The organism is Achromobacter sp., from assembly GCF_049647645.1.
Classification (GTDB): Bacteria; Pseudomonadota; Gammaproteobacteria; order Burkholderiales; family Burkholderiaceae_B; genus Achromobacter.
The window spans coordinates 1-13,431 of record NZ_JBARYB010000267.1; the positions used below are offsets into that span (position 1 = coordinate 1).

18 protein-coding genes are annotated in these 13,431 nt (G+C 66.2%); 4 read left to right on the forward strand and 14 right to left on the reverse strand.

Annotated elements, in window-relative coordinates:
• The 5 genes from WBB14_RS30505 to ssuE form a co-directional block, all read right to left on the reverse strand.
• A partial coding sequence (locus WBB14_RS30505) for a DUF3300 domain-containing protein (protein ID WP_424243081.1) occupies positions 1-1,082 on the reverse strand: 1,082 nt, incomplete at its 3' end.
• A gap of 123 nt (positions 1,083-1,205) precedes the next feature.
• Positions 1,206-1,421 carry a TOBE domain-containing protein gene (locus tag WBB14_RS30510; protein WP_006227327.1) on the reverse strand — a complete coding sequence of 72 codons (216 nt, stop codon included), beginning with the start codon at positions 1,419-1,421 and terminating at the stop codon, positions 1,206-1,208.
• 64 nt (positions 1,422-1,485) lie between these two features.
• The gene (locus WBB14_RS30515) at positions 1,486-2,382 is read right to left on the reverse strand and encodes an ABC transporter ATP-binding protein (RefSeq protein WP_424243082.1); all 897 of its coding nucleotides are present in this window, start codon (positions 2,380-2,382) and stop codon (positions 1,486-1,488) included.
• Positions 2,379-2,867, reverse strand: coding sequence for an ABC transporter permease subunit (locus tag WBB14_RS30520; protein ID WP_424243083.1), 489 nt, complete (start codon positions 2,865-2,867; stop codon positions 2,379-2,381). Before WBB14_RS30520 ends, WBB14_RS30515 begins: the two co-directional genes overlap by 4 nt.
• 3 nt (positions 2,868-2,870) lie before the next feature.
• Entirely contained in the window at positions 2,871-3,491 is a 621-nt protein-coding gene (gene ssuE / locus WBB14_RS30525) for an NADPH-dependent FMN reductase (RefSeq protein WP_424243084.1), read from the reverse strand.
• 241 nt (positions 3,492-3,732) lie between these two features.
• Between ssuE and WBB14_RS30530 the strand changes: the two genes are divergently transcribed.
• Positions 3,733-4,170: a universal stress protein gene (locus WBB14_RS30530; RefSeq protein WP_013391065.1), complete on the forward strand. Its 438-nt coding sequence runs from the start codon at positions 3,733-3,735 to the stop codon at positions 4,168-4,170.
• Positions 4,171-4,188: 18 nt separating this feature from the next.
• On the opposite strand, the gene WBB14_RS30535 is transcribed toward WBB14_RS30530, so the two are convergent.
• From WBB14_RS30535 to WBB14_RS30550, 4 genes are all read right to left on the reverse strand, one after another.
• Positions 4,189-5,196, reverse strand: a complete 1,008-nt coding sequence (locus tag WBB14_RS30535) for a 2Fe-2S iron-sulfur cluster-binding protein (protein WP_424243085.1) — start codon at positions 5,194-5,196, stop codon at positions 4,189-4,191.
• A 12-nt stretch (positions 5,197-5,208) separates the two neighbouring features.
• Positions 5,209-5,688 (reverse strand): GlcG/HbpS family heme-binding protein, encoded by a 480-nt coding sequence (locus WBB14_RS30540; protein WP_424243086.1) that lies wholly within the window; start codon positions 5,686-5,688, stop codon positions 5,209-5,211.
• 39 nt (positions 5,689-5,727) lie between these two features.
• Positions 5,728-7,188, reverse strand: coding sequence for an aldehyde dehydrogenase family protein (locus tag WBB14_RS30545; protein WP_424243087.1), 1,461 nt, complete (start codon positions 7,186-7,188; stop codon positions 5,728-5,730).
• Between the two features lie 180 nt (positions 7,189-7,368).
• Positions 7,369-8,901, reverse strand: a complete 1,533-nt coding sequence (locus WBB14_RS30550) for a hypothetical protein (protein WP_013391061.1) — start codon at positions 8,899-8,901, stop codon at positions 7,369-7,371.
• Between the two features lie 229 nt (positions 8,902-9,130).
• Here WBB14_RS30550 and WBB14_RS30555 point away from each other — a divergent pair, with 229 nt between their 5' ends.
• Complete coding sequence (locus WBB14_RS30555) at positions 9,131-9,874, forward strand: sulfite exporter TauE/SafE family protein (protein ID WP_424243088.1); 744 nt, start codon at positions 9,131-9,133, stop codon at positions 9,872-9,874.
• 79 nt (positions 9,875-9,953) lie between these two features.
• Positions 9,954-10,673, forward strand: a complete 720-nt coding sequence (locus tag WBB14_RS30560; protein WP_013391059.1) for a GntR family transcriptional regulator — start codon at positions 9,954-9,956, stop codon at positions 10,671-10,673.
• Between the two features lie 62 nt (positions 10,674-10,735).
• Here WBB14_RS30560 and WBB14_RS30565 read toward each other — a convergent pair whose 3' ends face one another.
• The 4 genes from WBB14_RS30565 to WBB14_RS30580 form a co-directional block, all read right to left on the reverse strand.
• Complete coding sequence (locus tag WBB14_RS30565) at positions 10,736-11,077, reverse strand: 2Fe-2S iron-sulfur cluster-binding protein (protein WP_424243089.1); 342 nt, start codon at positions 11,075-11,077, stop codon at positions 10,736-10,738.
• 5 nt (positions 11,078-11,082) lie between these two features.
• Positions 11,083-11,412 carry a ferredoxin gene (locus WBB14_RS30570; RefSeq protein WP_424243090.1) on the reverse strand — a complete coding sequence of 110 codons (330 nt, stop codon included), beginning with the start codon at positions 11,410-11,412 and terminating at the stop codon, positions 11,083-11,085.
• Between the two features lie 5 nt (positions 11,413-11,417).
• On the reverse strand, positions 11,418-11,717 hold the full coding sequence (locus WBB14_RS30575) for a 2Fe-2S iron-sulfur cluster-binding protein (RefSeq protein WP_173144504.1): 300 nt from the start codon (positions 11,715-11,717) through the stop codon (positions 11,418-11,420).
• A gap of 71 nt (positions 11,718-11,788) precedes the next feature.
• Positions 11,789-12,520 carry a TenA family transcriptional regulator gene (locus WBB14_RS30580; RefSeq protein ID WP_054455904.1) on the reverse strand — a complete coding sequence of 244 codons (732 nt, stop codon included), beginning with the start codon at positions 12,518-12,520 and terminating at the stop codon, positions 11,789-11,791.
• 237 nt (positions 12,521-12,757) lie between these two features.
• Between WBB14_RS30580 and WBB14_RS30585 the strand changes: the two genes are divergently transcribed.
• Positions 12,758-12,973, forward strand: a complete 216-nt coding sequence (locus WBB14_RS30585) for a hypothetical protein (protein WP_424243091.1) — start codon at positions 12,758-12,760, stop codon at positions 12,971-12,973.
• Positions 12,974-13,027: 54 nt separating this feature from the next.
• On the opposite strand, the gene WBB14_RS30590 is transcribed toward WBB14_RS30585, so the two are convergent.
• Positions 13,028-13,423 (reverse strand): DUF2809 domain-containing protein, encoded by a 396-nt coding sequence (locus tag WBB14_RS30590; protein ID WP_424243092.1) that lies wholly within the window; start codon positions 13,421-13,423, stop codon positions 13,028-13,030.
• Positions 13,424-13,431: the final 8 nt, after the last annotated feature.

The window sequence follows — 13,431 nt, forward strand, 5'->3', positions numbered from 1 at the left end:
CCTTGTCCCTGCCCGCGGCCTGCCGCGGCATCGCCCCTGCCCGCCGCCCCCTGGCCGCGTCCCGCGCCTGGTTCGGCATGGCCGGGAATGGACTGCCCGGTGCGGCCCTCGAACGACTGCGCCGCACGGTCACGCGCGGCATCACGGGAGTTCGGAGCCGGCGCCGCGCCCGGCGTCCGGCCACCCTGGCCCTGCGCCCGGTTCTGCACGCCGGCCTGGCGCTGACTGTCGAAACGCTGGCGGCTGGCCTGGTCCGCATAAGGCGTATTGCCGCGGTTGGCGGGGTTGTGCTGCCAGTTGGTCTTGTTGTTATTGATGTTGGTCCGGTCGATACGCTGGTTGACGTTGATGTTGTTGTAGCGGTTGACGTCGATATCGACGTCGTTGTGCCCCCAGTCGAACCCGCCCCACATGGAGTTGACCGCGGCCACGCCCAGGCCGAAGCCTACGCCGGCCACCAGCGAGGTGGCGAACACCGAACCCGGAGGCGGCGGATAGTAGTAAGGCGGATAGGAAGGATAGGCCCAGGCGCCGTAGACCACCGTCGGGTTGTAGCTGGGCACGTAGACCACCTGCGGATCGGCCGGCTGGATGACCACCACCGTCTTGTCGTTGGTGGTGCTGGAGGTGACCGTCTGCTGCGGCGTGCTCTTCAGGTTGCCAGCCTTCTGCGCCTGGACGCGCAGCCGCTGGACCGAGTCCATGACGGCGTCGGGTTGCGCCAGGAAGGCGTCGCCCACGGATTTCACCCAGTCCGGCTGGCGGCCCATCATGTCCATGACCGAGGGGAACGCCACCAGGGATTTGACGCTGGGATCCCAGGCCTCGCCTTCGACCGCCTTGACGGCCTTGTCGCCGGATTCCGACGTGTGCGCGGCCGACCACTTGGCGGCCGCCGCGACATCGTCGGGGTAGGTCGCCCCCATGAGGATTTGCGAGAGCAGCGAATCCGGATACAGCGCCACGGGCGCCATCAGCTGATCCAGTTGCGCGTTGTCCAGCTTGGTCTGCGCCGTGGCGGGGAAGCAGGCTACCAACCCCAGGCATAACCAGCCGATGAACCATTGTTGCAGTCGACGCATTTTCCGTTCTCCGTGAATCGCAAAGCATGCAGCCACAAGCCAGGAGGAAATTGCCGGATATCGCGCAGACAATATATGCCTAACGCCGGCGCAGGGGAAGCGCCGGCGCGGTTCGGTTTCCGTTCACAGCTTGGCGACGGAAACCTCGGTCGCCTTGACGAAGGCCAGCACCTCGGTGCCGACCTGCAAGTCCAGTTCCTTGACCGACCGGGTCGTGATTACCGAGGTCACGATGCCGGCTGGCGTATCCACGTCCACCTCGGACACCACCGGGCCCAGGATGATTTCCTTGATCTTGCCGCGAAACTGGTTGCGGGCGTTGATGGATTGAATGCTCATGGGTCTTGCTCCTGGTGTATGGGGCGGCGCCATGCCGCCCGTGCGTGAATCACGGGGCGCGGCCTCAGACCGCCAGCCGCAAATGCCGGATCGGGATGACGGGCGCCAGGGGCCGATCGGCGTCTGGCGTGTCCTGCTGCCGTAGCGCGGCGCGCAGCACGCGGGCCTCCAGCGCGGCGAATGCGGCCGAGCCGCGTACGCGTGGATGCGCAAGGCCGACAGGCTCGTCCAGCACCACGCCGCCCTCGTCCAGCACCAGGATGCGGTCCGCCAGCGCCACGGCCTCGGCCGCGTCGTGAGTCGCCAGCACGGCGGTAAAGCCCTGCTGGCGCCAGATGTCCGCCAGCAGCCGCTGCGCCTCGATCCGGCTCAGCGCGTCCAGCCCCTCGAATGGCTCGTCCAACAACAGCAGGCCGGGGCGGCGCGCCAAGGCCCGAGCCAACGCCACGCGCTGACGCTGCGCCTCGGACAGCTGGGCGGGCCAATCGCCGCCGTGACCGTCCAGGCCCGTCTGCCGCAACGCATCTGCCGCCTGCGCGGTGCCCGGCAGGCCCAGGGCCACGTTGTGCAGCACGGTCTTCCAGGGCAGCAGGCGCGTGTCAGGCAGCAACAGGCGCACGCGGCTGTCGGGCGCCCAGCTGGGAAAGTTGTCGAACAGCAGCGGCGAGCGGTTGGGCGAGCCGCCCTGCTCGCCGCTGGGCGCAAGCTGGCCGGCCAGCAAATGCAGCAAGGTGCTTTTGCCGCTGCCGGCGCGCCCGACCACGGCCACGAACTCGCCGGCCGCAATCTCCAGGTCCAGCGCCTGCAAGGCAATGCGGTCGCCATAACGCTTGGCAAGCTTGCGCAATGTCACGCGCAGCGCAGCTTGCGGTCCGGCCTCGGGGGCCTCGTCCGGCTCCGCCCGCGCGCGCACTTCCAGGTGCTGCAACAGCTCGAACTCATTGGGATTGATGAACATCATCGCGGCCTCCAGCGCAGCAGCCAGCGCTCCAGCAGGCTTACCAGGGCCCCCGAGCCCAGGCTGAGGACCGCGTACAGCGCCAGGCCCAGCAACAGCGTCGCCGCGCCCGGCGGATCGCTGCCCAGCAGCGTCCTGCCCAGGCCCGATGGCGTCGCGAACAGTTCCAGCGCTATCAAGGTCAGCCATAAGAGTTCCAGCCCCTGCCTCAGGCCCGTCAGGATGAACGGCAATGCGCCCGGCAGGAGCACGTGCCGATAAAGAGGCCAGCCGCTCAAATCGTGCGACCGGCCGGTCTCGACCAGCGCCGGATCCACCGCGCGTATGCCGCGCACCGTCTGGTACAGAAGCGGCGCAAGCAGGCTCAGCGGCGGCAGAATCTGCCTGGCCGCCTCGCCGCTGCCCAGCCACAGCGCCGCAAGCAGCGCCGGCGCGAACCAGCGCAGGATCGCCGTGTCGGGAGGGACGTAGGCGTGGACGCGGCGCATCGGTCACACGCTGAAGCCGCCCGCAAGCGCGAGCCGGCCCAGATCGTAGGGTTGACTGAGAACTGCGCCGCGCGGCAGCACCTGTTCGGACAGGCGCTCCACCGAATCCTCCAGGCGCCGCCGCACCTCGGCGTCGATCTCGCCCGCGCCGAACTCATCCACGCGGACCTGTGCATCGGTGGCGTAGACGCCCGCCAGGATGTGGCGCGCGCCCAGCGCGGACAGCACGGGTTTCAAGCCGTATTCCAGCGCCAGCAGATGCGCCGGGCTGCCGCCCGTGGCGATGGGCAGCACCACCTTGCCCGCCAGGGCCTTGGGATCCAGCAAGTCCAGCACCGCCTTCAAACCGCCGGAAAACGAAGCCTGGTAAACCGGCGTGGAAATCAGCACCGCATCGGCCGCCGCCACGCGCGCGCGCAGCGCGTTGGCCGCGGCGCCGGCGTAATTGCCTTCTATCAGTTCTTCGGCCGGGATGTCGCGCAAGCCCAGTTCCCCCACGCTCAGACCCCGCGGCTGCAGGATCCCGGTGGCGTGGCGCAGCAGCACCGAGGAACGGGAGCGCTGCGACGGACTGCCCGCTATGGCAAGGACGCGGGCATAAGCCTGGCGACGTGGCGATGACATGGAAGTTCGCTTCCGGAAATGGGTTCAAGGAGTCGAACCGATTCTGTCATCGCCGCGCGGCGCCGAAAAATACTTAGTCGATATGAGGTTATGTTGAAGCCCGGGTTCGGCTTCTTTTGGAAATATGCGGGGCGGGCCGCCCGCGAACCTCGTCCGTATGCAGTACTGGATTGCGCCTGACGGCGAGCCTATACTGGATTGGCGAGTTGCTCCCTATTCCTTTCCCTAAAGGAGAGGCAACATGTATAAGCACCTGCTCGTCGCCGTGGATGGTTCCCTGCTATCCGAATCGGCTTTCAAGCGCGCTCTTGTTTTCGCCAAGGAAATGGGAGCCACCATCACGCTCATCCGCGCCATCCCGGAGGACCACTTGCTGGTCTACCAGGCCGAAATGCTGGGCACCACGCAGGCGCAACACACCGACCAGGCGCGCAAGAACGCGCAAACCTACCTGGACAACCTGGAAATGGAAGCGCGCCATGCGCTGGTGCCGTGCAATGCCGTGGTCACGGTCAACGACCACCCCCACGAGGCCATCGTCGAAGCGGCGCAGAACCAGGGCTGCGACCTGATCATCATGGGTTCTCACGGCCGCCACGGCATGACAGGCTTTTTGCTGGGCAGCGAGACGCAGCGCGTGCTGGCCCGCACCCGCCTGCCGGTGCTGGTGTACCGCTAACCAGCCATGCGTGGCCGCTCAGGCAGCGGCCAGCGCGTGCTGGAAGGTGAAGCTGTCGGAATACATGTGGTCCAGGCTGGCGCCGCGCGCGGCCAGGAGACTCTTGGCCTCATGGATCATCTGCGGGGCGCCGCAAAGATAGATGGCGTGCTCCGACAGGTCCGGGTGGTCTTCCATGACGGCCTGCTGCACGTGGCCGCGGCGGCCCTGCCAGTCCGCGTCCGCGCGCGACAGCACCGGCACGAAATTGAACTCGTACAGCCGCCCGGCCCAGCTTTCGATCACCTCGCGCAAATAAAGATCGGCCTCGGTGCGCATGCCCCAGTAAAGCGTGACGGGCGGGCAGTCTTCGTTGTCCAGCAGCGATTCGAGGATGGCCTTGATGGGTGCAATGCCGGTGCCGGTGGCCATCATGATGAGCGGCCGCCAGTCTTCCTCGTGATAGCTGAACACGCCTAGCGGCGCTTCTATCTCCACGCCGGCGCCGGCTTGCGCCTGACCCAGCCACTGGTCGGTGTAGCGCCCGCCGGGGATGCGGCGCACGTGGAAATCCACCAGGTTCCCAGCGGGCGCCGAGGCCATGGAAAAGCTGCGCGTCTCGCCGTCGGGCAGCACCACGTTGATGTATTGGCCCGGCACGTAGTCCAGGCCCTCTTCCGGCAGCGCCAAGGTCAGGTGGATGACGTCGTCGCAAAACCTTTCGATGCGGTGGATAGTGGCCGGCAGGCGGCGCGGTTCCGGAAACGACTGCCGGCTGCTGGCCACGCTGATGCAAAGATCGCCCAGGGGCCGGGCCTGGCAGGCCAGCGCATAGCCTTCGGCCGCCTCCTCCGGCGTCAGGGCCATGGGGAACTCTTCGTACTCCACGGCGCCGGATTCCAGCTTGATGCGGCAGGTGCCGCAGCCGCCGAAGGTGCACTCGTGCGGCAGCTTCACCGCCGAACGTTCGGCGGCCTGCAGCACGGATTCGCCTTCTTCGACCTGGAATGACTCGTCGGTTTGCAGGATATGCACGCGGTATGCCATGGCCGGCCTCGCTTATTTCTTGATGTCCGCCTCGACCAGCACTTTCATGCCGCGCGGCTCCAGCAGCGTCGCCAGGGCGGCCAGCGCGGCCAGGCCGGCTTTGGTGTCCTGTTCGCCGTTGCCGCCGCTCAGGCCCACGCCGCCGATCACCTCGTTGTTCACCACGATGGGAAAACCGCCGACGAATATGGCGAACTTGCCGTCGAAGCTCCACTGGATGCCGAAGGCTTCGTTGCCGGGCAGCGCCGGACCATTGGGCGGGGTGTTGAACAAATGCGTGGAGCGCTTGTGCCCGGCCGCCGTGAAGGCCTTGTTCCAGGCGATCTGCGGGCCGGTGATGCGGGCGCCGTCCATGCGTTCCAGCGCTATCGGATAGCCGCCGTCGTCGACGATGCAGATCGTCTCCAGCACACCGATTTCTTCCGATTTGGCGATGGCCGCGCGGACCATCACGCGCGCTTCTTCAAGTTCCAGACGATAGACCTGCTTCATGGGGATGACCTCTTCTGCTTGAAATTGGGGGCCGCGGCGTCAGCCGGCGCGGTAGACAGTCTTGATTTGCGTATAGAACTCCAGCCCCACGCGTCCCGATTCGCGGAACGTGGAAGTGCTGGAATGCTTGAGCCCGCCGAAGGGCGCGTTGATCAGGTTGCCGGTGGTGGTCCGGTTGATCTTGACCGTGCCGGCCTGGATGTCGCGAGCGAAACGGTGCGCATAGCGCGCATCGGTGGTGGCGATGGCGGCCGACAGGCCGTATTCGGTGTCGTTGGCGCGGGCAATGGCGTCTTCGTAGCCGTCCACCTCGATCAGCGCGATCACCGGACCAAATATCTCTTCCCGGGCGATGCGCATCTGCTGCGTGACGTCGGTGAACAGCGCCGGCGACACGTAATAGCCGCGCTCGAACCCGGCGCCCGTCAGGCGGTCGCCGCCGTACAGGTGGGTGGCCTCCTGCTTGCCGACGGCCACGTAGCCCAGCACGTTGTCCAGCTGCTTGGCCGTGGCCAGCGGCCCCAGGTCGAAGTTGCCGTCCAGGCCGTTGCCTATCGTCAGCGCCTTGATGCGGGCCAGCAGTTTGTCGGTGTAGGCCTGGCGCACGCGCTTGTCCACCAGCACCCGGCTGGTGCCGGTGCAGGCCTGGCCGCTCAGCGAGAAGCCGCCTTTCACGGCCAGGTCCACGGCGCGGTCCAGGTCGGCGTCCGCCAGCACGATCAGCGGGTTCTTGCCGCCCAGCTCCATCTGGGTGCGGGTGGTCAGCCCGGCGCTCCGGTGGATCTGTTCGCCCGCGGCGGTGGAGCCGGTGAAGGAAATCGCCCGCACCGCCCGCGCGCCCGTGATGGCCTCGCCCACCGCGCCGGCCGGACCGGTCAGGAAGTTCAGCACCCCGGCGGGCAAGCCGGCCTGCACGAAAGCCTCGGTCAGGCGGTAGCCCGACATGGGCGCGTCGGACGAAGGCTTGAACACCACGGTGTTGCCCGTAATGAGCGCAGGGGCGATCTTGCGGGCGGGAATGGAAATGGGAAAGTTCCAGGGGGAAATCACCGTCACCACGCCCAGCGGTTCGCGCTGGCTGTAGACCACCATGTCGGGGTCGTCATTGGGATAGGTTTCACCCGTAAAGGATTGCCCTTCCACCGCGTAGAAGCGGATCGTCTGCGCCGAGCGCAGCACCTCGTCCTTGGCCAGGTTCAGGCTCTTGCCCTCTTCCCGGGTCAATTCGCGCGCGATGTCGTTGGCGTGATCTTCCAGATATTGGGCGGCGCGGAACAGGATGGCGGCGCGCTTGGAAATCGGCGTGTCGCGCCAGCCGGCGAAGGCGGCCTCCGCAGCCGCCACCGCCTGGCGCGCGTCCGCCGCGTCCGAGACCTGGAAGCGGCCGACGAGGTCGGCGGTGTCCGCTGGGTTGATGTTGGGCGCCGTCTTGCCGGTGCCGCTGGGCACCCAGCTGCCGCCGATGTGGTTCAGGAATGTTTGCTGCGAGAGATCGTCCACGGGAGCGCTTCCTTGGTCTGCGCCCGGCTGGCCGCGAGTGCCTGAGCGGGCTGGCTTACTTATGAACATTGTATACTTTAATCAATATGGATCGATACGTGTAAACCCCTGCTTGGAATCGGCCCCGTCCTGGAAAAAAGGGCCCCCGCAGGGACCCCGAAGCAGCGCCACGAACGGGTATCAGCTCCAGATCAGCACCGCGCAGATCGTCGAGACGAACAGCGCCAGCAGCACTGGCAACAGCAGGGCGCGCACCAGCGACAGCACGTTCACCCGCGCAAAGCCCGCCACCGCAATCAGCGAGGACCAGGCGATCAGCGTGCCGCCCCCAGTCCAGACCGCGCCCATCTGGCCCACCGCCGCCAACGTTGCCGGGTCCACGCCCACCACCGGACCCAGGGCGCCTGACAGCGTGCCGGTCAGGGGCAGGCCGGCAAAGCCGGAACCGTCGATGCCGGTGATCATGCCGACCAGCAGCACGCCGAAGGCCACCAGGAAATGGTTTTCGGGGATCAGGTGCTGCCCGGCGGAAATCACCTCGAACAGCAGGCCGGGCGCCTGCGCCTGTGGCACGCCCAGGATCTGCGCGGCGGTCTCGTTGGCGCCCACGAAGAAGAAGCCCGCGATCGGCAGCACCGAGCCCATGGCTTTGAAGGCGAACACAAAGCCGTCGGTGACGTGCTCCGGACAGACGTCCAGCATCTTGCGCGGACCTTCCGCGGCCAGGGTCACCAGCATCATCACCACGAACGCCACGCCTCCCACCAGCGCCGCCGCATCGCCACCGCGCAGCGCGGGCAGCGACGGGAACAGGCGCGGCAGCACCATGACCGCGATCACCGCCAGGAAGGCCAGCGGCGTCACGACCGCGAAGGTCTTGGACCAGCGCACGCGGCGGCGCTCCTCGTCGCTCAGGGCCGGGCCGCTGGGCAAGGAGGGATCCGCGCCCATGGTGCCGCGCGCCAACTCGGCCTTGTCGAAGGAGCCCGACTGCTCGATGCGCGCCAGGCTGCCGTCCTGCGCCCGCGCCTGCCAGGCGGACAGGAGCGCCGCATCGGCCGGCACGATGTGCTTGCGGATCAGCAGGTAGGCAGCCACCAGCGCCACCCCGCCGGTAATCAGCGACAGCACCAGCGCGCGGTCGGCGACCACGGCGGCGCTGACCGCCGCCCCGGCCGCCTTGGCGCTGATGCTGGGCGCCACGCCGATCACGTAGTCCGAGGACAGCGCCATGCCTTGGCCGGCGATGGCAATGGCCATGGCGCCCGCCAGCGGCGGCAGGCCGGCCGCGATGGCCGCAGGCAACAGGATGGCGGACACCAGCGGCACCGCCGGCGTTGGCCAGAAGAACAGCGAGATCACATAAGTACAGAGAGCGATGATCAGGAAGGACGAATGCCCGCCCCGCATGACGCGGCGAAACGGCTGCACCATGCGCACGTCCGCCTGCAAGGTCTTCAGCGCGTTGAGCAGCGCCGTCATGAAAGTGATCACGAGGAAGATGTTGAACAGCTCCTTGGCTGCCACGAAGCTGGCCGAGAAGATCCCTATCAGGGCGCTGATCGGATTGCCCGTGATGGCCAGGACCACCAGAAAGGTGCCGATCACCGACGGCACCACCACATTGGCCCGCAGGATCATCGTCAGGATGATGGCGGCCACGCTGATCAGGTACATCCAGTGAGCAGCGTTGAGCACTACGTCCGCTTGCATGTGCTATTCCCCTTGTATGTGCGGCTGTTGTATCGCCACATTCGGTATACTATATTTCGTTGATGGCCATACCAATCAAAATATGCAGCGCCTAGGGAAAGCGATAATTCTGAAAAATCCATGAATATCGCCGAAAAATCAGGGGATTACCCTAGTTTTTGAAGTTCTTTATGAAATTCAGAAAAATCCTGGATAGACTATCGTATACATAGAAAGGGCACTTCCAGGCATGACATCCTCCCTGCCGTATCCCGATCTCCTCCAGTACGCCACCATGGCCGCGGTGGTGTTCGGCGCCGCGATCGCGCAGGGCGTGGGCGGCGTCGGCTTCGCCATGTTCGCCGCGCCGGTGGCGGCCATGTTCTTTCCCCAACTGGCGCCGGGCCCCCTGCTGACGCTGGGCGGCTTCATTTCGCTCCTGACCGCGCTGCGCGAGCGCGCCGCCATCGACTGGCCCTCGGTGTCCTACGCGCTGGCGGGCCGCGCCGTCGGCACGCTGATCGCCATCTACGCCATGACTCGTTTCGCGCCGCAGGCGCTGGGCGTGCTGTTCGCCGCCCTGATCCTGGTGGCCGTGGCGCTGAGCGCGGCGGGCCTGCACTTTTCCGCCACGCCCGGGCGCGTGTCCGGCGCGGGCATCGCCTCCGGCATCATGGGCACCATGACCTCGGTGGGCGCGCCGCCCATTGCCATCGTGATGCAACACGCGGCGCCGCCGCGCCTGCGCGCCACGCTGGGCATGGTGCTGTTCCTGGGTTCGATCTTTTCGCTGGCCATGCTGGCCTGGGCCAAGCGCTACACGGGCTATCACGCCGGGCTGGCGCTCAGCCTGGCCCCTTTCCTGCTGGCCGGTTTCGCGGTCTCCAACCGGCTGCGCCATCGCCTGCCGCCGCGCGCGGTGCGCGCCGTGCTGCTGGCGGTCTGCGCCTTGGGCGCGCTGGGCGTACTGGCCAAGGCATTTTGGGGACACTGATGCGGTTCGCCCCCAAAGCCACGCAGCTACACCCGGTAATACAATGGAGACTGTATCCATTAAGCCGAACCTGCTCGCCATGACAACCTCACCCGTCAGCCCGCAAGCCGCAGAAACGCAGCACTCCGCCCCGCTGAAGATCGGCGAGCAGCATCCGCAGTTGTTCGCCGTCATCCGCGACAAGCTGCGCGAGCGCATCCTGAGCGGCGAATTCACACCCGGCGATCGCCTGGTCGAGGGCCGCCTGTCCGAAGAAATGGGCGTGTCGCGCATCCCGGTGCGCGAGGCGCTGCGCGCCCTGGCCGCCGAAGGCCTGGTGACCATCGAGCCGCGCCGCGGCGCGTCCGTGTCGGTGCTGTCCGACGCGGTCGCCTACGACATGGTGGAAGTGCGCGCCACGCTGGAAGGCCTGAACGCCAAGCTCGCGGCACAGCGCCGCGACGAAAAGACCGTGGAACGCCTGCAGGCTTTCCTGCGCGAAGGCACCGAAGCCGCCCGCAGCGAACAACTGGACAAGTTCCTGGCGCTGAATTCCCAGTTCCACGAAATGCTGGCCACCATCGGCGGCAACGTGGTGCTGACCGACCTGATGCGTTCGCTGCGCGACCGCACGGCGTTGCTGTTCGCGCCCAGCAACATGCTGCGCGCCAAACAGAACTGGGACGAGCATTCGCAGATCCTCAATGCGGTCATCGCCGGCAACGGCGATTTGGCGGCGCTGCTGGCCAGCCAGCACGTGCACAACGCCGCCAAGGCTTATACCGAAGCGCAACAGCAGCCGCACGCATCGGTGGCCTGAGCCGGCCGCGCCAGAAGCTGGCCGCGCCAGAAGCCGGCCGCTCAGCCTGCGGGCTGCCGCCCTCAGCTCGCCGCTTCGACGGGATCCGACGCCGCGCCGACCACCACGCCCTTGCCGTTCTGGATCACCCACGAGACCTTCACGTCGCCATTGACGAAGGTCTGGCAGGCCATGCGGTAGCCGGCCTCGAAATCCTCGGGACGCAGGTGCTTGCGCTCTTTCGGCTTGATGGCGTCGGTGTTCTCCAGCCCTTCCTCGATGCGGCACTTGCAGGTGCCGCACAAGCCGCCCCCGCATTTGAATGGGATGCCGCCCTTTTCCTTGAGCGAGACGCGCAGCAGATTGCTGTTCTCAGGCGCCGTGGCGACCAAGCCGCCATTGGAAATGAATGTGATCTGGACCATATTGTTTAGTGCTCCGCTGCGACCGCGCCCGGGCGCAGCGTCAAGGTCGATTTCATACTGCCAAAGCGCGTCAAGTGGGCGAGCTCCTTGCGCGCCGCTGCCACCGACTCGAACTTCTCCAGGAACTTGGATGGCACGCGGTTCACCACGTAAGGCGGCGTTTCCTCGGTGACGATCAACTTGGTGTCCCCGTGCAGGCGGGCGATGCAATAGACCGCCAGCGCACGGCCATAGAAGGCGTAGTCGTAGGTTTCCAGGATGTCCACCGCGCCGTCGTCGGCTTCCGTGCGGAACACGCCGGGCTTGCTGGTCAGGATGACGTATACCGGGCCCATCGCCGCTATGCCTCCACGTCCTGGACCAGCTCGATGTCGCTGCTGAGCCAGAGCTGGCACGCCAGCCGGTAGCCCTGGTCGATGCGCTCGCCCAGCTGCTTCTTTTCCTTCCAGTTCACCGGCGGCAGATGCTCGGCCCCGGCCAGCACGCGGCAGGCGCACTTGGCGCACTTGCCCATGCCGCACTCGTAGCGCAGATGCGGATACGGAAACTGCTTGATGCCGGCCCGCACCACCAGGTTGGTGTTGTCCTTCACCACGTCGGTGTAGGTCTGGCCGCCCTTATGAAACACAATGGTAGGCATGGGTTTTCTGCTCTGGGATCTGCGGGGCCGCGGCCGTCCGGCTCAACGCGCCAGTCGGCCGCGTGACGTACTCAGGCGGCAAGGCCCAGTTCGGGCAGCGTGATTTCCTGCTGCACGTAGTCGGTGTAGAGCGCGGTCGTGTACAGCAACCGCATCTGGGCGCCGATCTCGCAGATCTTCAGGCAGCGCTGCTGCAGGTCCACCGTATTGGCATGCTCCAGCACGATCTGATAGCCGCGTTCGCCGTGGATTTCGTCGGACACGATATGCAGGTCGAAGAATTCAACTTCCTCGTCGGTAAAACCGTACTTCTCGCGCAGGGTCGGGGTCTGCTTGCGGTAGATCGACGGCACTTGCGATTCCAGGCCCACCACCAGCCCGGCCACCGCCACGATGGGGTCCTCGCGCATGGCCACCGCGTAGCACCAGCTTTGCAGGGCGCGCGTGGTGGGCGACATGTTGTCGGGGTTGGTGACCCGTTCACGGGTGGTGCCGCAGGCTTCGGCAAAGCGGATCAGCAGGTCCGTGTGGCGGTCGCCGCCGATTTCCTCTTCATACATATTGGCCAGCAGGAAGTCCTTGGCCTCGGTGTAGGAGTCGGGGGTGCGGGCGTATAGGTAACCCAGGTAATCGGCGAACGGACCCACGTAGTGGTAGTGGTTCTCGGCCCAGCGCTGCAGATGCTGGCGGCTGAGCTTGCCCTCTGCCCAGGCGATGGAAAATGGCGAGGCGTTGGCGCTCTTGCCCTTGATCGCGTTTTCCAACGCGGTACGGAATTCATCTCGGTTCATCAGTTCAGCCATGACGCGCTCCAGATCCAGTGGTGAAGACTCCAGGCTGGTCTTAGCCCGGGCATGATGAACATTGTATACCGTCTACTATTTTGAACTGCTAGGGCAATCCCGAAGATCAGGCCTGTGACACTGGATAAACAGGGACAGTCTTTACGGATCAATGACTTGGCGTGCTGACAGGAGGGCTGGCCTAGATGCAGACCGGCTGGTACAATGAATACACTTTCAATGCAATACGGAAATACCATGACTACCCGCCACCCCCTGGGAGACGCCCCGATCGGCCAACAACTGCTGACGCATTACGCCCGCCGCGACGCCGTGCGCCACGCCACTCCGCTGTTTCCTTCGTCCTGGGCCGAACTCTTCGCGCCGTTCCGCAATGCCAAGCTGCAGCCGCTGCGCGCGACCAAGCCCGCCGCGCACGCGCACGACGACGCGCCGGTCTGCCAGGCCGGCTGAATCCCGGACGGAAACGCCTGGCGCTTCCCGGCCAGGCGGAAAGATGAAAAGCGCCTAGGCGCCGCGCAAGGCGGCGCCCCGCCGCCGGTTCCAGGCGGCCAGCGCCAGCACCAGCGCGAATCCCAGCGTATAGGCCAGCATGTCCCACCAGTCGGGCACGCTGCCGAGGATGACGCGCAATAGCGGTTGTTCCAGCCGCCAGCCGAAATACCGGGCCAGGTATTGGCCCAGCTCTACCGCATAGCCCGTGAACAGCGCGGCCAGCGCCAGCGGCAGCACATCCGCGCGGATGAAGCTGCGATACACCAGATAGGCCCAGCCCACCGCCACCACGTCGCCCACGAAGCCGCGCAGCAAGGGATAGGGCGCGCCCAGGGTGGCGATCAGCACTTCGAGCGTGGTTACGGCCAGCAGCGCGGCAAAGGCGCGCTTGTTGAATGTCAGGATCATCGAAGCGG